Genomic DNA, 20,621 nt, shown 5'->3' with positions numbered 1-20,621 from the left:
GAAGTCTCGTCAAGGGGTCGGGCGAAAGTTCAGCGCCCGACGCGCTCGAGGCTCGCCCGCACGCGACTCGGCGGGACACCCCAGGACGCCGCGCGGCGCCGCAGGGCGCCGGCCCACCCGCGCGGCCCGCCCATCCGGGCGCCCCGGGCAATTCCGTTCCATGAATTTCTTCTCACGACCACTCTCATAAGAATTCTCATGAACACTCTCTCATCAAGTGAACGGAGAATTTCGTTGACAGTGGCGTGTCAAATTCCATAGTTTCCAGGGGCCCCCATTCCACGGCACACCGAGACTCGGGGGCGGGCGGCGCCCTCCGACCGCCGCCCGCCCCCGTTCGACACCCGTCGGTGCGCCGCGCTCGCACCCGAGATGACACGCGAAAATCGCGAACCGGCGAAATGTGGTCAAGAGCATGCCCGAAAGCGCGCACACGGACGGTCAACCCACCACCGACGTCATCGACCAGGTCCGGGACATTCCCCTCTACCGGGATTCCATCGAACGCGGCTGGTTTCCCATTCTTGAGAAATCAGAAATAGCCCGGGGCTTTCCGGACAGCTGGATGACGCCCCAACTGGCGGCGGCACTGAAGCGGGGCGAGGCGGAGTGCGTGCTCTCCACGGGCACCAACCACGCCCGGATGCGGCTGATCCGACCGCCGTACTTCCTGCTGAAGAGCTACTACCGGCTGTGGAGCGACCACCCGGACATCGGCCGGACCTTCCGCGAGGGCTGCCGCCGGGTGTCGCTGACCACGGTGCTGGCGACCGAGCACGTCGCCCGCGTCAACGCCGCGAAGCGGCGGGTCGACCCGGCCCCGGTGCCCTCGCTCGCCGATCGGCGCCTCGACGACCGCACCCTGTACCTGAACCTGAGCCTCGACCCCGAGCAGTGGGAGCGCGACGACATCGAGCGCATGATCGGCGAGATCCGGTCGGAGCGCCGGGTGCACCCCCGCGGCTGGTACCACCTCGACTGCTCCGGCCTCCATCTGGCGCACCTGGTGCGCAAGGCCCTCGCGTGGGGCGTCTGGGACGACTTCCCCCGTCCCGCGAGCGTCGTCACGGCGTACGAGTACACCCCCGCGAACGTACGGCAGTACCTGGAGCACCACCTCGGCTGCCCGGTCGTCGACCTCTTCGGCAGCACCGAACTGGGCTACCTCTACTACAGCGACGCCGCCGGGCGGTACCACCCCCACCTCGACCGGATGAGCGTCGAGTTGGTGCCGCTCGCCCCCGGCAGCGCCCTGCACGGTCTGATCGTCACCAGCGTCCGCAACCCGTACATGCCGCTGGTGCGCTACCGCTCCGGGGACTGCGTGCGGACCTCGGACGACAGCCCGGACCCCACCAAGGTCGTGCAGTTCTGCGGCCGGGAGAAGGAGTTGCTGCCCACCCCCGACGGCCCCGTCTCGCAGGGCGACCTGGACGCCTGCGTCACGGCCGCCTCGCCCCGGATCTTCCTCAGCCAACTGCGCACCACCGGGCCGCGGGAGGCGGTCTTGCGCTACACCACCTTCGACGGCGCCCCGCTGGACGGCGCCGCGAACACCGCGTTGGAGAAGCTCACCGGCGATCTGACCGGCTTCGTCTGCCGCAGCGTGCACCGCACCCGGATCCCCATCGGGGCGTCGGGGAAGTACACCTGGCTGGTGCGGGAGCGCTGACGGCCCCCGTGTGCAAGATGACACGGGCGCCGGCCCAGGCGTGCGGGCGCCCGTGTCGTCTTGCGTACGGGGGGCCGTCAGCCCCGGCCGGCCGGCTGCTCAAGGACGCCCTCGGGGAACTTCTCCACCCCCACGATGTTGCGGGCCCGCAGCGGCTCGATGAGCACGCTCACCCGGTGCTCGCCCGGGACCCGCAGCTCGGAGAAGTCCGTACCCAGGTACTTCTGCGCGAGCAGGTCGATGTCCCGGTCCGCCTCCGCCCCGTCGACGAAGCCGACCGCCCGCCCCTGGATCTGGACCCGGTCGTACGGGTCCCCGGGGGCGACGTTCGAGAGGTACACGCGGGGGTCGTTGCGCAGGTTGCGCTCCTTGATCCGACCGCGGGCCGTGTTGAACAGCAGCAGGTCGCCCTTGCTCCCCAGCCACATGGGGCTGACGTGGGGCGCGCCGTCGGACGTGACGGTCGCCACGAACCAGAAGAACGCCCCGTCGACCCGCTCCCTGATCTGCGGACTCATCACACTCATGTGCCACCTCACGGTCTGCCGACGATCTTGTCGGCCACACCCTAGGGTCTGGCCCGCGCCGGTTCGACCCGTTCCCTCCGGCAGCGCCGGGGCGGGTGCAGGGTGTTACGGTGATCGGGTACCGCACCTCATGGCGGCCTCCCCCAACCGTTTCCTACGGAGGCCCTGTCGTGTCTTCTTCCGTGTACGTGCGCCCCTTCCACCGCGAGGACCGCGATCAACTGACCGCGCTCGTCAATGCGCACGCCGCCGCGGTCGTCCCCGGCGCCGGCGCGTCGGTGAACACCGTCCTCAGCAGCATGGAGCGCCACCCCGACGAGTACGTCACCGACCCGTGGGTGGCCGAGCGCGTCACCCTGATCGCCCAGGAGCGGCAGCGCGTCGTGGCCGCCGCGCACCTGCTGCGCTACCGCAACGACCCGGACGTCGGCGAGGACTACCGCGACGCCGGCTGCGTGGAGTGGTTCCTCCACCTGCCCACGGAACCCGACGAGGCTGACGGCGCCGACGGGGCCGACGACGCGGGCTCGACGGCCGCTCAGGTGCTGATGTCCGCGTGCCTGGCGCAGCTCGGCCGTTGGCACGTGCGGACGCGATGGGTCGACGGCCGGCTGCCGGTGCCCGGGGTGTACGGCATCCCGGACGTCTGGCCCCATGTGCGCGCCGTCGTCGAGGGCGCCGGCTTCGTCCACACGGGTGACGTCGAGACCGTCCTGCTCGCCGCCACCGGCGCCCTGCCCGCCCCGGGCCCGGCGCCGCTGCCGGGGCTGACGGTCCGCCGGGCGCTCGGCCCGCTGGGCACCCGGCTGATCGCCCGGCTCGACGACGAGGACGTGGCGTACGTCGAACTGGACACCCAACTCGACCGGCCCGAGCGGCTCGCCCGCTCCGGCGGCACCGCGGACGTCGCGGACCTCGACCTGCCGGACGAGCCGCTGTCGGGGTTGCCGGAGTGGCTGTTCGGCGAGGCACGCCGCTGGTTGGAGCTGGCCGGCATCGATCGGCTGCTCGCCTACGCCGGGGACGACGAGACGGCGGAGCGGGACCTGTTGGCTTCGCTCGGCTTCCAGGAGCTGACCCGCACCGCCCGCGGCTGGACGCACCTGCCGAAGTAAGGGGTACGGCTGCGTCAGAAGGAGTCGCCGTACCAGTGGGCGGCGCCCGGCGCGGTGACCGTGGCTCGTACCGCCGCCGCGGTCGCGTGCAGCGGACGGGCCATGCCGGTGCGGTCGTCGGTGACCCACGCTTCGGCGAGCAGGACGGGCAGGGCGGCCAACACGGCGCCGTCGGCGGGCAGGTGCACCCGGACGGTGCCCGGCCCGGCCCGCTCGGCCGCCGCCGCGAACAGCGCCCGGGCCAGGGGCTCGGCCGGAGCGGCGGCGCCGAGCGCGATCTCGTCGACGTCGGTCGTACCGTCGCGGTGGCGGCGCAGGACGACGTACCCGACGGGGCGCCCCGCGGCGTCCTCGGCGAGCAGGGTGTCGGTGGTGGCGGGGGCGTACCAGGTGGGGACCCGGTGCGCCCAGTCATCGGCGGTGCGGACCGTGGTGAGCGGGCGGTGTGCGTCGTACGCGTCGTGCAGGGCGGCGAGCGCCGTCCGGTCGGCGGCCAGGGCGGTCCTGACGCGCGCCTCGTGCCCCGGTCGGGGCGCGGACGTCTCCCCGGCGGGCGGTCCGTGCCACGTCGGCCGGGAGAAGGTGCGCCACCCCTCGCCCTCGTACACCCCGGGGGTGTCGGTGAACAGCAGTGACCAGGCGCAGCCGTCGGCGGTCATGGCGCGCACGGCCGCGGCGAGCAGGGCGCGGACGTGGCCACGGCCCCGGGCCCTGGACAGGGTGGCCACCGAGCCGACGCACCCCACGCGTTCGACCGCTCCGGTGGCCGAGCGCAGGGGGCGGGGCTGGTGGTGGAGGGCAGAGACCACGTGGCCGTCGTCGACGGCGACGAGGGTGTGCCGGTGCCGTTCGGGGGCGGCTGCCCACAGGTCCTCGACGGGGGCGCCGGCGAAGGCCGTGGCCCACAGGGCGCTCAGGGCTATCTCGTCGTCGCGGCGGGCGGTGCGGTACTCGACGGTCACGGCGCGGGGTCGGCGGCCGGCAGCGTGCTGCGGTACGGCGGCATGAAGCGGGTGCGGGGCATCTGGTCGGCGAGGACGCCGCCGTCCACCACGATGCGGCTGCCGGTGAGGTAGCTGCCCTCGTCGGAGGCGAGCAGCAGCAGCGCCCCGGTGCACTCCTCGGGCCGGGCGTAGCGCCCCAGTGGGATGCGCTCGCGGTAGGCGGCTTCGAAGGCGTCCCGGTCGAAGGGGAACTCGCCGTCGATGGGGGTTTCGACCATGCCGGGCGCCAGCGTGTTGACGGTGATGCCGTGGGGTGCGAGTTCGATCGCGAGGGTCTGGCTGAGCAGTTCGGCGGCGGCCTTGGAGGCGTTGTAGTGGGCCAGTCCGGCCTCGGCGACCAGGCCGTTCTTGGAGGTGACGGTGATGATCCGGCCCGCCACCTCGTCGTTGACCATGTGTTCCGCGATGCGTTGGGTGAGGAAGAAGACGGCGTCGAGGTTGACCCGCATGACGCGGTACCAGCTCTCGGGGGTGATCTCGTTGAAGCGTTCCAGGGCGGCGACGCCGGCGTTGTTGACCAGGACGTGCAGCGGGCCCGCCGCCTCGCGCACCCGGTCGGCGAAGGCGGCGAGTTCGTCGGTGCGGGACAGGTCCTGCTCGTGCAGGTGTGCGGCGCGGCCGGTGCGGCGCACCAGGTCGGCGGTCTCGGCGAGCCCGGGGGCGCCGGGCAGGTCGACGAGGACGAGGTCGGCGCCGGCTTCGGCGAGTGCGGTGGCAAAGGCCCGGCCGAGGCCGCGAGCGGCGCCGGTCACCAGGGCGGTGCGGCCGGTGAGGTCGAAGCGGTGCATGGGGAACGCTCCTGGTCGTCGTAGGTCGGGGGCCGACGGGCCCGGGCGCGGGGAAGGCGCCCGGGCCCGGTCCGGGTGGGCTCAGTCCAGGCCCAGCAGCTCCAGCGCCGGCCGGTGGATGAGGGCTTCGACCGCGTCCTGGTCGAGCGGGTCGAGACCGGGGATGCCGGGGACGCGGGCGATCCGGCGCAGCCCGTCGACGGAGTCGTTCACCGTGGTGAAGGGGTAGTCGCTGCCAAACAGCAGCTTGTCCCACACGCCGTAGTCCTGGACCAGCCGCAGGCTGTGCCAGAGCTGGAAGGGGCGGTAGTGCAGGGCGCTGACGTCGGCGTAGACGTGCCGGTGCTTGCGGATGACGGCGATGCACTCGCCCTCGAAGGGGTGGCCGAGGTGGGCGAGGACCATCCGCAGTTCGGGGTGGCGCATGGCGACCGGGTCCAGGTGCCTGGGCATCGCGTACTCCAGCGGCGCCTGGGAGACGAAGGTGGTCCCGGTGTGGACCAGCATCGGCAGCCCGTGCCGCTCGGCGTACGCGAAGAGGTCGTCGTACGCCGGGTCGGCCGGGTTGAACCCGGCGTACATCGGCATGATCTTGATGCCGCGCAGGCCGAGGTCCTGGTGGCCGTGGCGCAGTTCGTCCTGCCAGCCCGGTTGGGTGGGGTCGACGGAGAGGTAGCCGATGAGCCGGTCGGGGCGGGCCCGTACGTACTCGGCCACGGCCGCGTCGTCGACCCACAGCCCGCTGCGGCGCGCCTTGCCGCCGACGACGACCGTGCGGGTGTCGTCGGGGGCGGTGGCGGCGTACTCGTCGAAGCGGACTGTGAGGTCCACCTCGCCGGCGTGGGCGCGGGCCGACTCGGTGCGGAAGGCGTCGTCGAAGTCGTGGCTGTGCCGGAAGAGGTGGGAGTGCACATCGACGATCATGTGCGGTTCCTCTTCTCCCAACCCTCGGCGAACATGTTCCAGAACCGGTGGCTCGGCGGGTGCTCCGCGAAGACCTCGTCGACGAGTTCGATGCCGAGGCCGGGGGCGGTGGGCAGCTCCACGTGGCCGTCGACGACGGGCAGGGCGCCCTTGACGGCGTCGAAGACGTAGGGCTCCAGCAGTCCGTCGAAGGTCTCCAGGATCTGGAAGTTGGGGATCCCGAGGGCGGCGTGCACGGACGCGGTGGTGCACAGCGGCGAGTTGGAGTTGTGCGGCGCGACCGTCATGCCGTGGGCGTCGGCCTGGGCGGCGATCTTGCGCAGTTCGGTGAAGCCGCCGGCCATCGACAGGTCGGGCTGGACGATGTCGACGGCGCCGGTGGCGAAGAGCTGCTTGTACTCGTAGCGGTTGTGGAAGTGCTCGCCGCCGGAGATCGGGAACGGTGCGACGGCGCGCAGTTCCGCGTAGCGCTCGATGTGGGTCCAGGGCATCGGCTCCTCGAACCAGCCGATGTCGTACGGCGCGAGGTCGTGCACGAGGCGGCGGGCGGTGCCGGTGCCGAAGCGGGCGTGGCCCTCGACGAAGAGGTCGACGTCCGGGCCGACGGCGTCGCGGACGGCGGCGACCAGCTCGACGGAGCGGCGCAGTTCGACCTTCTCCAGATGGGTGAGGCCGGCGCCGAAGGGGTCGAACTTGAGCGCCGAGTAGCCCTTGGCGACGGTCTCGCGGGCCTTGGCGGCGAAGACGTCGGGGTCCCGCTCGCCGGTGTACCAGCCGTTGGCGTACACCCGGACCCGGTCACGGACGGCGCCGCCGGTGAGCCGGTAGACGGGCAGCCCCAGCGCCTTGCCCATCAGGTCGTACAGCGCCTGGTCGACTCCGGAGACGACGACGCCGCCGACGTCGCCGCCGCGCAGGAAGTCGCCCTGGTACATCCGCAGCCAGATCTCTTCGACGTCGAAGGGGTCGGCGCCGATCAGATGGCGGCGGCCCATGGCTTCGGCGAGTTGGCAGGTCTCGGCGACGCGGTAGGGGTGGGTGATCTCGCCGACGCCGGTGAGTCCTTCGTCGGTGTGGATGCGGACGTAGCCGAAGTCGCGCCAGGCGGTGCCGAGGATCAGGGTCTCGACCCGGGTGATGCGTCCGGCGGGCCCGGCCGGTCTGGTGGTGTTGACGGTGAGCATCAGCGCTGCGCTCCGCCCATGGTGGAGGTGTGGGCGAGGTCGTCGGGGCCGCCTTCGGCGAGGGTCTTGCGGACGGCGGCTTCGGTGGCCTCGATCAGGTGGTCGATGTCGGCGTCGGTGTGGGCGTAGGAGATGTGGCTGCGCTTGAGGTTGAGCGGCAGCTCGAAGATGCCGTGCTCGGTGAGGTTGCGGCGCACCCCGATGAAGCGGGCGGCGTCGTTGGCGAGCAGGTCGTCGTAGCTGCGCGGGGGCTCGCCGGCCATGAAGTAGGTGACGAAGACCGAGCCGAAGCCGGTGACGACGGCGGGCACCTCCAGCCGGCGGTAGAGCGCGGCGAGTTCGGTGCGGGCGCGCTCGCCGAGCCGGAAGGTGTGCTCGTGGACCGGTTCGTCGGTGAGCTTGCGCAGGGTGGCGATGGCGGCGGAGACGACCTGCGGGTGGCCGTTGTAGGTGCCGGCGAAGAAGGCCGGGCCGCCGGGGCGGGTGGAGAAGAGGTCCATCAGGTCGGCCCGGCCGCCGAGGGCGCCGATGGGGGCGCCGTTGGCGATGGCCTTGCCGAGTGTGGTGAGGTCGGGGGTGATCCCGCAGATGGACTGGTAGCCGCCGAGCGCGTGCCGGAAGCCGGTGATGACCTCGTCGAAGACGAGCACGCTGCCGGCCTTGGTGCACTCCTCGCGCAGGGTGCGCAGGAAGTCGTCGGTGGGCAGGATCGCGCCGACGTTGTGCGGGATGGGTTCGAGGATGACGGCGGCGATGTCGTCGCCGTGGTCCGCGAAGACCTGGCGCACGGCGGCCACGTCGTTGAACCGCAGGACCAAGGTGGCGTCCAGGACCTCCGGGAGGATGCCGGTGGAGGTGGGGTCGTGGGACCCCACGCGCTCCGGCGCGGAGATCACGTTGAGGCTGACCGAGTCGTGCCAGCCGTGGTAGCAGCCCTGGAACTTGACGACGAGGCGGCGCCCGGTGGCCGCGCGGGCGACCCGTAGGGCGTGGAAGGTGGCCTCGCTGCCGGTGCTGGTGAGCAGCACCTTCTCCAGGGAGGGCACCAGGTCGGTGAGGCGTTCGGCGAGGGTGACCTCGGCGTCGGTGACGGCCACGCCCGGCAGGGCGAGTCCGGCGCCGGCGGCAGCGGTGGCGGCGGCCACGTCGGGATCGTTGTGGCCCAGCAGCGCGGGCCCGAAGGCCGCGTGGTAGTCGGTGAATTCCCGGCCGTGCTGGTCCCAGAAGCGGGCGCCCCTGGTACGGGTGATCACGAGATCGGTGAAGCCGGGGATGCTGCGCTGGCCGCTGTTGACGCCTCCGGGGATGACCCGGCGGGCGCGCTCGGCGAGCGTCATGCGGTGCTCCTTGCGTCGATTGCTGTCGGTCGGACCGGGGCTCTGCACAGCCACCGGTCGCGGGTGCCATCCGCCCGGGCAGTCGTCGCGTGCTGGTGGATCGCGCCCGGTCGAGTCGGGTCGCCCCGTCTCGTCGAGCGCGTTCCGTGGTCGTTCCGAAGTCCGCGTCGGGCGTTGTTTCCGAGCCGTTCACGTTTTTCAGAACGCTGTTCTACATAGCAGAACAGTTCGCTCACTGTAGATCGCCGTCACTCCGCCGTCAAGAGTCGTTTCGCCCTCGCACCCCGAGGAGTCGCACTATCCTGTTCGGATATGCAGAACAGTCAGAGCGAGGAACAGGTCAGCACGGCGGGCGCCGGGGCCGAGGCCGCCGAGCGCGCCAAGTACTGGGTGAAGACCGTGGGGCGGGGCGCCGAGATCCTGGAGGCGCTCGCCACCCGGGGGCCCGGGAACGGCATGAGCGTCACCGAGGTCGGCCAGGCGTGCGGGATCTCCAAGAGCGCCGCCTTCGGCATCCTCCAGACGCTGCGCCACTACGGTCTGGTCGCCGACGAGGGCGAGGGCATGCACCGCCGCTACCGGCTGGGCATGGCCCTCGCCCGGCTCGGCGACCGGGCGCGGTCCCAGGTCTCCCTGCGGGACGTCGCCCGGCCGGTGCTGCTGGAGTTGACCGCGGCCACCGGGATGGCCTCGCGCGTGGCGGTGCTCGAAGCGGGCCACGCCGTCGTCATCGACCAGGTCGACCTGGAGCACGGGCCCCGGCTCGACCTGCGGATGGGCACCCGCGAGCTGCCGCACTGCTCGGGGCTCGGCAAGGCGCTGCTCGCCGAGATGCCGCTGGACGAGGCGCGTGCGCTGATCGCCCGCACCGGGCTGCGACGGCGCACCTCCCGCACGATCACGGACGAGGAGACCCTGATCGCGCATCTGCGGGACATCCGGATGTCCGGGTACGCGCTGGACGACGAGGAGGACGCGGAGGGGATCTTCTGCGTGGGGAGCGTGGTGCGGGATCACCGCGGGGGGACGGCGGGGGCGATCAGTGTCACGGGGTTGAAGTTGGACCAGCCGAGTTGGCGGTTCCAGGAGATCGGCCGCGAGGTGGCTGACGCGGCGCAACGCATCAGCCGCGCCTTGGGCTACGCCCCCGTTCCCTGACCCACGCGCCCCGCGGCGCCCGGCGCCCCGCGGCGGACGGCCCGTGCGTGGTCGCTCGCACGCGTTCGCGGTCGCGCCGTGGATGGCCCAGCGATCATGGCGACCACAGCCCGGTGGTGGGTTGTTCGCGCAATTCTCCGCGCCCCTGACCCCCTCACCGTAGCCCTGCGGGTGCGTTGGTCTCTGCGGACCGTACGTGGTTCTCGCGCAGTTCCCCGCGCCCCTGTTTCGCTTCCCCCGCCATTCGCCTGCGGGCTGGGGCGGAGGTGTTTAGGGCGCTGGGGGTCCCCCCACGCCCTCTGGGCGTAGGTGGGGGTGCCCCCGTGCCCGCAGGGCACAGGGGGAGGAACTGCGCGACAAGCCACCCACCGGGCCGCAGAGGCAGACGCTTCCGCAGGGGCACGGCGGTACGCCAAGGGGGCGAGCTGGCACGGGTGGCGAAGCGACGTACAGGTGGATTCGGCCAACCGCAAAGGGTTGACCGACTCCGTACACCCGGTTTAAGTTCCTCGCGTGTCGAGCGGATCACACCGCTCGCCCCATGGTCGTTGGTGTTCTGACCCCCGGGGCTGCTCCCCCGGCCACCACGCCCCCTCTCGCATCACCCTCTCTTTTCAGCCATCCGCCTGTGTGACGCACCGGTCCGTCCGGTGCTCCGGCTCTCGCCGCGGGACCCCCCTCACCTCACTTGCCCACCCTCTCGAAGGCTGAGGACCCCGTGAGCTCTGTGCCCCGCCCCTTCGTGCGTCCGCTTCCGGACGCCCACCACGACACACCCACCGCCCCCGAGGCCACCGGGCGCCGCAATCTGCTGCGCGCCGGCGGCATCGGCGGGTTGTTGATCGCCGCCACCGCCGCGGGCACGCAGCCCGCCGCGGCCAAGGGCCCCAAGGGTCCCAAGGGCGCGGCGCGGATCCGCGCCGTCAGCGACGTGGCCGCCCTGCGCGCAGTGGCGCCCAAGCAGTTGGAGGACGGCGAGGTCGCCGTCGTCGCCGGCTACCGCACCGCCGGCGACGGCGGCGGGTCGACCCTCCGTTGGGACGCCTCGTCCGCCGCCGCCCACAACGGCGGCACCGTGCTCGCCCCCGCCTCTCCCGGCCCCCGCGGCCGTTGGCTCCAGCTGCACGAAGGCGTCGTCGACTTCCGTTCCTTCGGCCACTTCGACGACGGCGCCCCCGCCGACGCCGCGCTCGACGCCCTGGTGAACGATCCCTCCGTGCACCGCGTCGAGGCGCACACCGACCTGCTGTTCACCCGGCGCCACACCTTCGCCCGGTCCGGGATCGAACTCGACTTCGGCGGCCACCGGGTCCGTACCACCGGCATCGAGCGCAACACCGCCGACAACCCCTTCGGCGCGGTCCTGCTCTTCCAGGGAAAGGTCACCGACACCAAGGTCACCGCCACCCTGTCGGCGCCGATGCCCGATCTCGCGGACGTCTTCGAGGTGCCCGACTCGGGCGCCTTCGAAGTCGGCCAGTGGTGGGCCGTGGAGGTCGACGGCGTCAAGGGCAGCGGGAAGTACGAGCGCGAGGTGCAGCGGCTCGTCCAGATCACCCAGAAGGTCGACGGGACGCACGTCCGGGTCAACTACAAGATCGGCTGGGAGTTGGCCGCCGGCCGCACCTTCCGCTGGACCCGCGTCGAGCCCGTGGAGCGCGCCCACGTGCGCAACATGGTCTTCGAGGGCGTCAAGGGCGGCGACCAGTACACCGGCTCCCACCCCGTCGCGTACGAGTACGCCGTCTCCTGCGACGTGTCCGGGATCGACGCGACGGACACCTTCTGGCCCGTGGTGATGCGCCGCTGGTGCACCTACTTCCACACCTACCAGTGCCAGCTGCGCAACCCGGCGTCCGTCACCTGGGGCGGCGCCGGCTACCTCACCCAGCAGATCTACTGTCTGTACGGCCACGTCGAGGACTGTCACGCCTCCAACGCCCGGCACCTCAACGACTGGACGGCCTCGGCCTACGGCTACGTCACCAACTGCCACGGCGACGGCGACGACCAGGGCCCCTTCGTCACCCACGGCCAGTTCGAGCACGACCTGGTCTACACCGGCAACTCGGGGCTGATGACCTTCGCCAACTCCGGCGCCGCCTGGGGCTCCGCGGCGAAGCGGATCACCGTGCGCCAGCACGTGTGCTCCTGGTTCGTGGCCCGGGTGAAGGTCACCGACCTCACCCTGGAGGACCTGCGGGTCATCGGCAACGCCCAGTCCGGCTCCGGCATGATCTGGGTGAACGCCGACGGGGTGCAAATGCGCGGCTGCACCGCGTCCGGCCCCCTGGTGATCACCCAGGCGTCCAAGCTCTCCAAGCGCGCCAACGTGGTGGCCGACTCCACGTTCCACCAGGGCAAGGGCTCCGTGGTCACCCAGGAGAACGTGAGCGCGGACGTCCATCTGGAGCGGGTCACCCTCACCGGGCTCGACGGCGCCGCCTTCAAGGGCACCGGCGACCTGGTGCTGGAGCGCTGCGTCTTCACCGGTGCGTCCGACAAGGCCGCGCCCAGCTCGCTGGCGCACCCGACCTCCACGGTCAGCGGCGGTCGATACCGCGACACCGGCTTCGTCCTGAACTCCGGCAAGGACCAGGAGATCCGCCTCGACGGCGGCGCCCGCTTCTCGGGGACGAACGGCGCCGGCGCGCTGCTCGGCCGCACCGGTGGCGAGCGCACCGTCAGTTGGCGACTGGACGGCTTCCACGGCGAGACGGCCGTCTCCGACACCGCCCATCTGAAGATCACCGAGGGCACCAACCGCTACCAGGCGTCTAACTCCACCTTCACCGGCGGACGTCTGGAGCTGGCCGCCGGCGCCTTCGCGGGCTCCGGCCACCTGCTGCACAGCGGCTGCGTCGAGGACGGCACGAGACGCACGGCGATGCCGCCCGAGGGCGACCGGATCCGGCACGAGGCCGGAAACCTGCTGCTCGGCTAGCCGATGCCGGGGCGCGGGTCGCCGTGCCCGCGCCCCCTTCCTCCGTACCCCTGCTCGTTCGAGTTCTCCCCGACACCCGGGACCGACCATGTCTGCTGCCTCCACCCCGCCCGCCGCCGGCCCGATCCCCGAGGACCGGCCCGTCCAGATCGCCCTGGTCGGCGCGGGCAACCGGGGTCTGACCTACACCGACTGGATCCACGACCACCCCTCGCGGGCCCGGCTGACCGCCGTGGCCGACCCCGATCCGCGCGCCCGTGCGCGGGCCGCCGAACGCGCCGTCGGACCGGTGGCCGGGTACGACGACTGGCGCGCGCTCCTCGACCCCTCCCCCACCGGGGAGCGGATCGCCGACGCCGTCATGGTCTGCACCCAGGACCGGGACCACGTCGAGCCCGTCCTGGCGCTGGCCCGCGCCGGCTACGCCATCTTGACCGAGAAGCCGCTAGCGCCGACAGAGGACGAGTGCCGCACGCTGGTGACGGGCGTACGGGAGACCGGCGTGCCCTTCGCCGTCTGCCACGTCCTGCGCTACACCCCCTACACCGACCTGGTGAAGGGCGTGGTCGACAGCGGCGTGCTCGGCACCCTCACCGGCATCGAGCACCTGGAGCCGGTCGGCTGGTGGCACTACGCCCACAGTTACGTACGGGGTCCCTGGCGGCGCCAGGACGAGTCGTCCCCGATGATCCTCGCCAAGTCCAGCCACGACCTGGACTGGATCACCTATGTGACGGGGCGTCGGATCGAGTCGGTCGCCAGCTTCGGCTCACTGGCCCACTTCCGGCCGGAGAACGCGCCCGAGGGCTCCACCGACTCCTGTCTGACGTGCCCGGCGGGCGTGGAGGCAGACTGCCCCTACTCGGCCCGCAAGCTGTACTACCCCGCGCTGCGGCGCACCGGGGGCCAGTGGCCGGTCAGCCACGTCACGGACCGGGCCGCGGGGCCCGAGGACGAGGCCGTGCTGACCGAGGCGCTGCGCTCGGGTCCGTACGGACGCTGCGTGTACCGCACCGACAACGACGTGGTCGACAACCAGGTCGTGGCGATGCAGCTCACCGGCGGGCTGACCGGCACGTTCACCATGACGGCGTTCACCGAGCAGACGCACCGGCAGACCCGGATCTTCGGCAGCCACGGCTGGCTGCGCGGCGACGGGGAGCGCGTCACCGTCCACGACTTCCGCGACGACAGCGTGACCGTGCACGAGACGGCCGCCACCGGCTCCAACGCGGCGGACGGGCACGGCGGCGGCGACACCGTCCTGATCGCGTCCTTCGTCGCCGCGCTCGCCACCGGGGACCGGTCCTTCATCAGGTCCGGGCCGGCCGAGTCGCTGAGCAGCCACCTCGCCGCGTTCGCCGCCGAACGCTCCCGGCACCTCGGCACCGTCGAGCGCGTCCCCGAGCACTGAGCGGCCCCGCCACCCCGCCGCCCCGCCCCCCGAACTTTTCCGAACACCCTCACCAGGAGATCGAACACCATGAGAATCAGCAGAACGCTGGCGTGCACCTCCGTCGCCCTCGCCACCGTCGTCGGGCTCACCGCCTGCGGCTCCGGCGACTCCGGCTCCGGCGGCGGCACCGTCAACACCTGGGTCTACCCGGTCATCGCCGACGAGAAGGCCAACCAGGCGTACTGGGACGGCATGGTGAAGGCGTTCCAGAAGGAGAACCCCGACGTCAAGGTGAAGGTTTCCACCTACCCGTGGGCGAACCGCGACACCGCGCTCGCCACCGCGCTGGCCGCCAACAAGGGCCCGGACGTGGCGTACCTGATCCCGGACCAGCTCGCCGCCTACCAGCGCAACCTGGTCCCGGCCGACGACTACCTGTCGAAGGCGGACCGCGACGCGCTGCGCCCCGCCGCGCTGAAGGCGGTCACCGTCGACGACACCGCGCTGGCCACCCCGGTGCTGATGTCGGCGTACCCGCTGCTGTGCAACAAGAAGGTGTTCGAGGGCGCGGGCCTGGCGGACAAGTACCCGACGACCTGGGAGGAGCTGAGCGCGCTCGCCCCGCAGCTCAAGGACAAGGGGTACTACGCCACCAGCTACAGCGGGGACACCACCGCCACGCTGAACATGACCTTCTACCCGCTGCTGTGGCAGGCCGGCGGTGAGGTGTTCTCCGCGGACGGCAAGAAGGCCGCGTTCAACAGCGACGCCGGAGTCAAGGCGCTGACCTGGCTCAAGACCTTCATCGACGCGGGCTGGGCGCCCAAGGACCTGGTGACCACCACGCCGAAGATGGAGCAGACCGACCTGGCGAAGAACAAGGTGGCCTGCACCTGGCAGAACTCCGCCTCCGAGGTGGAGCCGTTCTGGGGCAAGGAGAACATCGTGGTGCGGCCGGCGCTGAAGGCCGACGCCCAGGTCGCGTACGGCACGGTGGGCACCCTCGCCGTCTTCAAGGGCGGCAACACCTCCGCCGCCGGCAAGTGGGTCTCCTTCGTGGCGCAGGAGAAGAACAGCGCGGGGCTCCAGAAGCCGATGGGCTACTTCCCGCCGCGCACCGCCGCCGCCGACCTGTACCCGACCGACGCGCAGCAGCAGGAGACCGCGAAGGTGCTGGACACCACCCAGGTCGGGCCGCTGAACAAGGCCGCGCGGGACGTGATGGGCGTGCTCGCCCCGGAGATCCAGGGCGCGCTGCTGGGTCAGAAGAGCCCGAAGTCCGCCCTCGACGCAGCGGCGAAGGCGGCGGACCAGCTCATCGCCCGCAAGCGCTGACCTGCGCCGCCACCCGGGTGACTCCACCGTCCTGACCTTCCGTCCACCCCTGTCCCATCGCACCGCCGTACGAAGGAGGTCCCGTGGCCGCAGTCGCGGAACGACCCCGCACCACCAAGGTCCGCCGCGGGCCGCACGCCCGACGGGAGGCGAGGATCGGGCTGCTGTTCGTCCTGCCCGCGCTCCTGGTCTTCCTCGCCTTCCGCTTCGGGCCCGCGGCGGCGGGCCTCCTTCTCGGCTTCACCGACTACACCCTCGGCGCCGAGACCAGCTTCACCGGCCTGGAGAACTTCCAGCGCCTGATGGACGACCCGGTGTTCTGGTCGGCCCTGAAGGTCACCGTCCTGTACACCGTGATGGCGGTGCCCGTCACCATCGCGCTCTCCCTCGGTCTGGCGCTGCTGACCCGCCGCGCCTTCCTCGGCTCCAAGCTCTTCCGCTCGGTGTTCTTCCTGCCCGTGGTCACCAGCCTGATCCTGGCGTCCACGGTGTTCATCTGGATCTTCTCCACCGACGGGCCGTGGTCCACGGTGATGGGCTGGCTGGGCCTGCCCGACCAGTCGTGGCTCACCGACTCCGCGCTGGTGCTGCCCGCGATCGCGCTGGTCGGCGTCTGGTCGCGGTGCGGGTACGGCATGCTGATCCTGCTCGCCCGGCTCCAGGAGGTGCCGCGGGAGTTGGAGGAAGCCGCGCTGATGGACGGCGCCGGCCCCTGGCAGCGGTTCCGGTACATCGTGGCCCCGCAGTTGAAGGGCTCGTTCTTCTTCCTGGCCGTCATCGAGACCACCGCCAGCTTCCAGGTCTTCGACGCCGTCTACATGATGACCGGCGGCGGGCCCGCGAACTCCAGCTACAGCCTGGTCTTCCAGCTGTACGACGCCGGCTTCAAGTACTTCGACCTCGGCTACGCCAGCGCCATCGGCTGCGTCCTGTTCGTCCTCACGCTCGTGGTGGCCGGGATCCAGCGGCTGGTCATCGGAAAGGAGCAGTGACCGTGAGCGAGACCACCGAGCCCACGAAGACCGCGGTGACCGCCGCGCCCCGTCCCGACGCCGCCGTCACCACCGCGACGACCGCCCCTACGAAGGCGGGCCCGACGAAGACCGGCCCCGGGCGCCGGCGGGAGCCGCGGGAGCGGGACACCCTGCCGAACGCCCTGCGCATGCGCACCCGGGGCAAGTTGGTGCGCGGCGTGCTGCTGGCGCTGGCCTCGATCGTCACCCTCTTCCCGTTCTACGCGATGGTCGTGCTGTCGCTGAAGCCGGAGGGCGCGGTCGACCTGCCCGGCAGCCTGCTGCCCTGGCCGCTGGACGGCGGCAGCTACGGCGACGTACTCGGCTCGCAGGACGTGCCCCGCTGGCTGTTCAACACCCTCGTGTACTCGCTGGTGTCGGTGGTGGGCACGCTGCTGCTGGCCGCGCTCGCCGGCTACGCCTTCGCGAAGAAGCGCTTCCCGGGCCGGGAGGCGATGTTCTGGTCGTTCCTGTCGATGGTGATGGTCCCGTACCACGTCACGATGATCCCGACCTTCATCCTCATCGCGAAGCTCGGCGGGGTGGACAGCTACTGGGGGTTGATCGTCCCCACCCTCGCCAACGCCCAAGCGGTGTTCTTGATGCGGCAGTTCATCCTCGGGCTGCCCGACGAACTCTTCGAAGCGGCGCGGCTGGACGGCGCGGGCGAGCTCCAGATCTTCTTCCGCATCGTGCTGCCGCTGCTCAAACCGATCCTCGCCACGCTCGGCACCTTCGTCTTCCTGTGGCACTGGAACGACTTCATGTGGCCGCTGGTCATCGGCCAGAGCACGGAGATGCGCACCCTCACCGTCGGCATCGCCTCGCTCCAGCAGCAACAGGTACCGCTCAACCAGGTCCTCGCCGGTTCCGTCGTCGCGTTCGTGCCGATCTTCAGCGCCTACCTCGTGGGCCAGCGGTACTTCACCGAAGGCATCACCGGCTCCGCAGTCAAGGGATGACGCCCATGCCAACCACGCCCATGCCAACCACGCTCACGCACACCCCGCCGCCGGCCGCCCCGTCGGGGTTCCCGGACGGTCCGGACGCCCTCGAAGCGCTGCTCGCCACCCCGTCCCCGGGGCTGGTCGCCGACCTCGCCGACCTCGACGGGGACCTGGTGATCCTCGGTGCCGGCGGCAAGATGGGGCCGAGCCTCGCCCGGCTGGCGCGGCGCGCCCTGGACGCGGCGGGACGCAGCGACCTGACCGTGCACGCGGTCTCCCGCTGGACGGACCGCGCCGCCGCCGACCGACTGGCCGCCGACGGCGTCGCGCCCGTCCCCTTCGACCTGCTCGACGGCGACCCGGCGACCTTGCCGGACGCGGGCAACGTGGTCTTCATGGTGGGTGCCAAGTTCGGCTCGGCGGGCAATCCGACCCACGCGTGGGCGGTGAACTCCGCCCTGCCCGACCGGGTCGCGCGCCGCTACCGCACCGCCCGGATCTCCGCCTTCTCCACCGGCAACGTCTACCCGCTGGTGTCCACGGCTTCGGCCGGCAGCACCGAGGAGGACGCGGTGGCGCCGGTCGGCGAGTACGCGATGTCCTGCCTCGGCCGGGAGCGGGTCTTCGGTTACCACGCGGTCGAACACGGGCTCCGGCTCGCGGTGATCCGCCTCAACTACGCCGTCGACCTGCGGTACGGCGTCCTCGCGGACATCGCGACCGCGGTGCACGCCGGCACCCCCGTCGATCTGACGACCGGGCACCTCAACGCGGTGTGGCAGGGGTACGCCAACGAGGTCGCGCTCCGCGCGCTCGCCCACGCGTCCGGCGGGGAGCGCCCCTTCACGCTGAACCTCAGCGGCCCCGAGACCGCGTCGGTGCGCCGACTGGCGCAGCTCTTCGCCGCGGAGTTCGACCGCCCGGCGCTGTTCGCGGGCGAGGAGTCGGGCACCGCTCTGCTGTCCGACTCCTCCCTGTGCCACGCCCTGTTCGGATACCCCGCCCTGTCGCTGCGGACCCTGGTGTCCTGGCAGGCGGAGTGGATCCGGCGCGGCCATCCGCTCTCCGGCAAGCCCACCAAGTTCCAGGTACGCGACGGAAGGTTCTGACCCACCGTGCCCACCCCCACGTCCTCGCCCACGCCCACGCCCTCAGCGTTTGTCGCACCGGATGCCGTCGACCCGCTCGACGTGCTCACCGCGGGCACGGTGGTCCCCGCCCATCCGCTGGCGCTGGACGCCGAGCGCCGACTCGACGAGCGCCGGCAGCGCGCGCTGACCCGCTACTACCTCGCCTCGGGCGCCGGTGGCATCGCGGTCGGCGTGCACACCACCCAGTTCGAGATCCGCGAACCGGCCGTCGGACTGCTGCGCCCGGTGCTGGAGTTGGCCGCCGAGGAGATCCGCGCCCACGGCGCGGCGGCTGCGGGCGGCCGACCGGTCGTCAAGGTCGCCGGCGCCTGCGGCTACACCGCACAGGCCGTCGCGGAGGCCGAACTCGCCGCGTCCCTCGGCTACGACGCCGTCCTGCTGAGCCCCGCCGTCCCCGGCGCCGACGAGGCCGGGCTGTTGGAGCGCACCCGCGCGGTCGGCGAGGTGCTGCCGGTGATCGGCTTCTACCTCCAGGACGCCGTCGGGGGCCGCCACCTGTCCCCCGACTACTGGCGGGCGCTCGCCGACATCCCCTCCGTGGTCGCCATCAAGACGGCCCCCTTCGACCGCTACCGCACCGCCGAGGTCATCGCGGCCGTCGCCGCGTCCGACCGGGCGGACGAGGTCGCGCTCTACACCGGCAACGACGACGCCATCATCCAGGACCTGCTCACCCCCTACCGCACCGCGCGCGGGCTGCGCTGGTTCGCCGGCGGGCTGCTCGGCCAGTGGGCGGTGTGGACCCGGGCCGCGGTGCACCTCTTCGACGAGGTGCGGGCGGCGCGCACGGGTGACCACGCCCTCACCACGGACCTGCTGCGGCGCGCGCCGCAACTCAGCGAGGCGAACGCGGCCGTGTTCGACGTCGCCAACGCCTTCCGCGGCTGCATCGCCGGCGTCCACGAGGTGCTGCGGGCCCAGGGGCTGCTGGCGGGGACCTGGTGCCTCAACCCCGACGAACGGCTCTCCCCCGGCCAGGCCGAGGAGATCGCGCGCGTCGGCGCCGCCTACCCCTGGCTCACCGACGACGACTTCGTACGGGAGCACCTCGATGACTGGCTCCGCTGACGGGCCGGTGCCCGGGGCGCGGCGGATCGTGGTCGCGGTGCCGCCGCGGCTGCGGGCCGAGTTCTTCACCGCGGGCGCCTGGCGCCGGCTGACCTCGCTCGCCGAGGTCAGCGTGGTGGACGCGCACGACGACCGGACGGCCGTGGCCGCCGCGCTGCGCGGGGCCCACGTGCTGGTGACGGCGTGGGGCGCGGCGGTCCTGGACTCCGAACTGCTGGACGCGGCGGATGCGTTGGGGCTGATCGCCCACACCGGCGGCGCGGTCAGCCGGTTCGTCACCGGGGACGTCTTCGACCGCGGCGTGCACGTCACGCAGGCGGGCGCGGCGATGGGCCCGCCGGTCGCCGAGGTCGCGCTCACCTTCACCCTCAGCCTGCTGCACCGGGTGCACCGCTTCGACCACGCCCTGCGCGGCGGGGCGGAGTGGGCCGCGGCGAGCCAGGCCCCGCCGCGGCACGAGATCCGCGGCTGTCCGATCGGGGTGATCGGGGCGTCCAGGACCGGCCGGGCGTACATCGCGCTGGTACGGGCCCTGGGCGCGCGGGTGTCGGTGTACGACCCGTACCTGACGGCCGACGAGGCGCGCCGGCTGGGCGTGGCCGTCGCGCCGCTGGACGAGGTGGTGCGCACCAGCCGGATCGTCGCGGTGCACGCCCCGGCGCTGCCGGAGACCCGGCACCTGCTGGGCGCCCGCGAGTTGGCGCTGATGCCCGCCGGCGCGGGGCTGGTGAACACGGCGCGCTCCTGGCTGGTCGACGAGTCCGCGCTCCTCGCCGAGGTGCGCAGCGGACGGCTGGACGCGGCGCTCGACGTGTTCGACCAGGAGCCGCTGCCACGGGACCACCCGTGGCGGACCCTGCCGAACGTGCTGCTCACCCCGCACCAGGCGGCGGCCACGGTCCAGGGCCGCTGGGCGCTCGGGGACAGCACCGTCGCCGAGGTCGAGCGCTTCCTGGGCGGGCGGCCCCTGCGGCACGCGGTGGGCTCCGATGCGCTGACCCGCGTCGAGTGAGGCACGTCGCGTGAGGCGCGTCGGGTGATCGCCCGCCCCTGTTTTG

17 protein-coding genes are annotated in these 20,621 nt (G+C 72.2%); 11 read left to right on the top strand and 6 right to left on the bottom strand.

Annotation, left to right across the window (positions count from 1 at the left end):
- The first annotated feature begins 415 nt into the window (after positions 1 to 415).
- Positions 416 to 1,672 carry a hypothetical protein gene (locus ABZ842_RS20130; protein WP_361538224.1) on the top strand — a complete coding sequence of 419 codons (1,257 nt, stop codon included), beginning with the start codon at positions 416 to 418 and terminating at the stop codon, positions 1,670 to 1,672.
- A 77-nt stretch (positions 1,673 to 1,749) separates the two neighbouring features.
- Here the strand turns inward: ABZ842_RS20130 and ABZ842_RS20125 are convergent, their stop codons facing one another.
- Positions 1,750 to 2,199, bottom strand: a complete 450-nt coding sequence (locus ABZ842_RS20125; RefSeq protein ID WP_361538222.1) for a PPOX class F420-dependent oxidoreductase — start codon at positions 2,197 to 2,199, stop codon at positions 1,750 to 1,752.
- 170 nt (positions 2,200 to 2,369) lie between these two features.
- Between ABZ842_RS20125 and ABZ842_RS20120 the strand changes: the two genes are divergently transcribed.
- Positions 2,370 to 3,314 (top strand): N-acetyltransferase, encoded by a 945-nt coding sequence (locus tag ABZ842_RS20120; protein ID WP_361538220.1) that lies wholly within the window; start codon positions 2,370 to 2,372, stop codon positions 3,312 to 3,314.
- A 14-nt stretch (positions 3,315 to 3,328) separates the two neighbouring features.
- Here the strand turns inward: ABZ842_RS20120 and ABZ842_RS20115 are convergent, their stop codons facing one another.
- The 5 genes from ABZ842_RS20115 to ABZ842_RS20095 all read right to left on the bottom strand — a co-directional run bounded on the left by ABZ842_RS20115 (position 3,329) and on the right by ABZ842_RS20095 (position 8,551).
- Positions 3,329 to 4,276 (bottom strand): GNAT family N-acetyltransferase, encoded by a 948-nt coding sequence (locus ABZ842_RS20115; protein ID WP_361538219.1) that lies wholly within the window; start codon positions 4,274 to 4,276, stop codon positions 3,329 to 3,331.
- Positions 4,273 to 5,106, bottom strand: a complete 834-nt coding sequence (locus ABZ842_RS20110; protein ID WP_361538217.1) for an SDR family oxidoreductase — start codon at positions 5,104 to 5,106, stop codon at positions 4,273 to 4,275. Before ABZ842_RS20110 ends, ABZ842_RS20115 begins: the two co-directional genes overlap by 4 nt.
- Positions 5,107 to 5,187: 81 nt before the next feature.
- Positions 5,188 to 6,030: an amidohydrolase family protein gene (locus ABZ842_RS20105; RefSeq protein ID WP_361538215.1), complete on the bottom strand. Its 843-nt coding sequence runs from the start codon at positions 6,028 to 6,030 to the stop codon at positions 5,188 to 5,190.
- Entirely contained in the window at positions 6,027 to 7,214 is a 1,188-nt protein-coding gene (locus ABZ842_RS20100) for a mandelate racemase/muconate lactonizing enzyme family protein (RefSeq protein WP_361538213.1), read from the bottom strand. Before ABZ842_RS20100 ends, ABZ842_RS20105 begins: the two co-directional genes overlap by 4 nt.
- The gene (locus ABZ842_RS20095) at positions 7,214 to 8,551 is read right to left on the bottom strand and encodes an aspartate aminotransferase family protein (protein ID WP_361538211.1); all 1,338 of its coding nucleotides are present in this window, start codon (positions 8,549 to 8,551) and stop codon (positions 7,214 to 7,216) included. Before ABZ842_RS20095 ends, ABZ842_RS20100 begins: the two co-directional genes overlap by 1 nt.
- A gap of 312 nt (positions 8,552 to 8,863) precedes the next feature.
- Between ABZ842_RS20095 and ABZ842_RS20090 the strand changes: the two genes are divergently transcribed.
- The 9 genes from ABZ842_RS20090 (at position 8,864) to ABZ842_RS20050 (ending at position 20,575) form a co-directional block, all read left to right on the top strand.
- Positions 8,864 to 9,709 carry an IclR family transcriptional regulator gene (locus ABZ842_RS20090; RefSeq protein ID WP_361538209.1) on the top strand — a complete coding sequence of 282 codons (846 nt, stop codon included), beginning with the start codon at positions 8,864 to 8,866 and terminating at the stop codon, positions 9,707 to 9,709.
- A gap of 1,075 nt (positions 9,710 to 10,784) precedes the next feature.
- Positions 10,785 to 12,653 carry a peptidase C14 gene (locus tag ABZ842_RS20085; RefSeq protein WP_361538308.1) on the top strand — a complete coding sequence of 623 codons (1,869 nt, stop codon included), beginning with the start codon at positions 10,785 to 10,787 and terminating at the stop codon, positions 12,651 to 12,653.
- Positions 12,654 to 12,741: 88 nt separating this feature from the next.
- Positions 12,742 to 14,067, top strand: a complete 1,326-nt coding sequence (locus ABZ842_RS20080) for a Gfo/Idh/MocA family oxidoreductase (RefSeq protein WP_361538207.1) — start codon at positions 12,742 to 12,744, stop codon at positions 14,065 to 14,067.
- 69 nt (positions 14,068 to 14,136) lie between these two features.
- Positions 14,137 to 15,384: an extracellular solute-binding protein gene (locus ABZ842_RS20075; RefSeq protein WP_361538205.1), complete on the top strand. Its 1,248-nt coding sequence runs from the start codon at positions 14,137 to 14,139 to the stop codon at positions 15,382 to 15,384.
- Between the two features lie 83 nt (positions 15,385 to 15,467).
- Positions 15,468 to 16,376, top strand: coding sequence for a sugar ABC transporter permease (locus ABZ842_RS20070; RefSeq protein WP_361538203.1), 909 nt, complete (start codon positions 15,468 to 15,470; stop codon positions 16,374 to 16,376).
- A gap of 2 nt (positions 16,377 to 16,378) precedes the next feature.
- Positions 16,379 to 17,359, top strand: coding sequence for a carbohydrate ABC transporter permease (locus tag ABZ842_RS20065; RefSeq protein WP_361538201.1), 981 nt, complete (start codon positions 16,379 to 16,381; stop codon positions 17,357 to 17,359).
- Between the two features lie 5 nt (positions 17,360 to 17,364).
- A complete protein-coding gene (locus ABZ842_RS20060; protein WP_361538200.1) occupies positions 17,365 to 18,453 on the top strand; it encodes an epimerase in 1,089 nt (362 codons plus the stop codon).
- An 81-nt stretch (positions 18,454 to 18,534) separates the two neighbouring features.
- A complete protein-coding gene (locus ABZ842_RS20055; RefSeq protein WP_361538306.1) occupies positions 18,535 to 19,563 on the top strand; it encodes a dihydrodipicolinate synthase family protein in 1,029 nt (342 codons plus the stop codon).
- Positions 19,547 to 20,575, top strand: a complete 1,029-nt coding sequence (locus ABZ842_RS20050; RefSeq protein ID WP_361538199.1) for a hydroxyacid dehydrogenase — start codon at positions 19,547 to 19,549, stop codon at positions 20,573 to 20,575. The genes ABZ842_RS20055 and ABZ842_RS20050 overlap by 17 nt, the downstream gene beginning before the upstream one ends.
- The last annotated feature ends 46 nt before the right edge of the window (positions 20,576 to 20,621 follow it).

The organism is Streptomyces sp. NPDC047315, from assembly GCF_040643215.1.
Lineage (GTDB): Bacteria > Actinomycetota > Actinomycetes > Streptomycetales > Streptomycetaceae > Streptomyces.
Note: the sequence above shows the minus strand (reverse complement) of the source record. Positions and strands in the feature narration are given on the sequence as shown.

Excerpts from the sequence above, each read along its gene's own strand:
- ABZ842_RS20130 (WP_361538224.1), top strand. The coding sequence starts at position 416 with ATGCCCGAAAGCGCGCACACGGACGGTCAACCCACCACCGACGTCATC.
- ABZ842_RS20125 (WP_361538222.1), bottom strand. The coding sequence starts at position 2,199 with ATGAGTGTGATGAGTCCGCAGATCAGGGAGCGGGTCGACGGGGCGTTC.
- ABZ842_RS20110 (WP_361538217.1), bottom strand. The coding sequence starts at position 5,106 with ATGCACCGCTTCGACCTCACCGGCCGCACCGCCCTGGTGACCGGCGCC.
- ABZ842_RS20105 (WP_361538215.1), bottom strand. The coding sequence starts at position 6,030 with ATGATCGTCGATGTGCACTCCCACCTCTTCCGGCACAGCCACGACTTC.
- ABZ842_RS20100 (WP_361538213.1), bottom strand. The coding sequence starts at position 7,214 with ATGCTCACCGTCAACACCACCAGACCGGCCGGGCCCGCCGGACGCATC.
- ABZ842_RS20095 (WP_361538211.1), bottom strand. The coding sequence starts at position 8,551 with ATGACGCTCGCCGAGCGCGCCCGCCGGGTCATCCCCGGAGGCGTCAAC.
- ABZ842_RS20090 (WP_361538209.1), top strand. The coding sequence starts at position 8,864 with ATGCAGAACAGTCAGAGCGAGGAACAGGTCAGCACGGCGGGCGCCGGG.
- ABZ842_RS20080 (WP_361538207.1), top strand. The coding sequence starts at position 12,742 with ATGTCTGCTGCCTCCACCCCGCCCGCCGCCGGCCCGATCCCCGAGGAC.
- ABZ842_RS20075 (WP_361538205.1), top strand. The coding sequence starts at position 14,137 with ATGAGAATCAGCAGAACGCTGGCGTGCACCTCCGTCGCCCTCGCCACC.
- ABZ842_RS20060 (WP_361538200.1), top strand. The coding sequence starts at position 17,365 with ATGCCAACCACGCCCATGCCAACCACGCTCACGCACACCCCGCCGCCG.
- ABZ842_RS20050 (WP_361538199.1), top strand. The coding sequence starts at position 19,547 with ATGACTGGCTCCGCTGACGGGCCGGTGCCCGGGGCGCGGCGGATCGTG.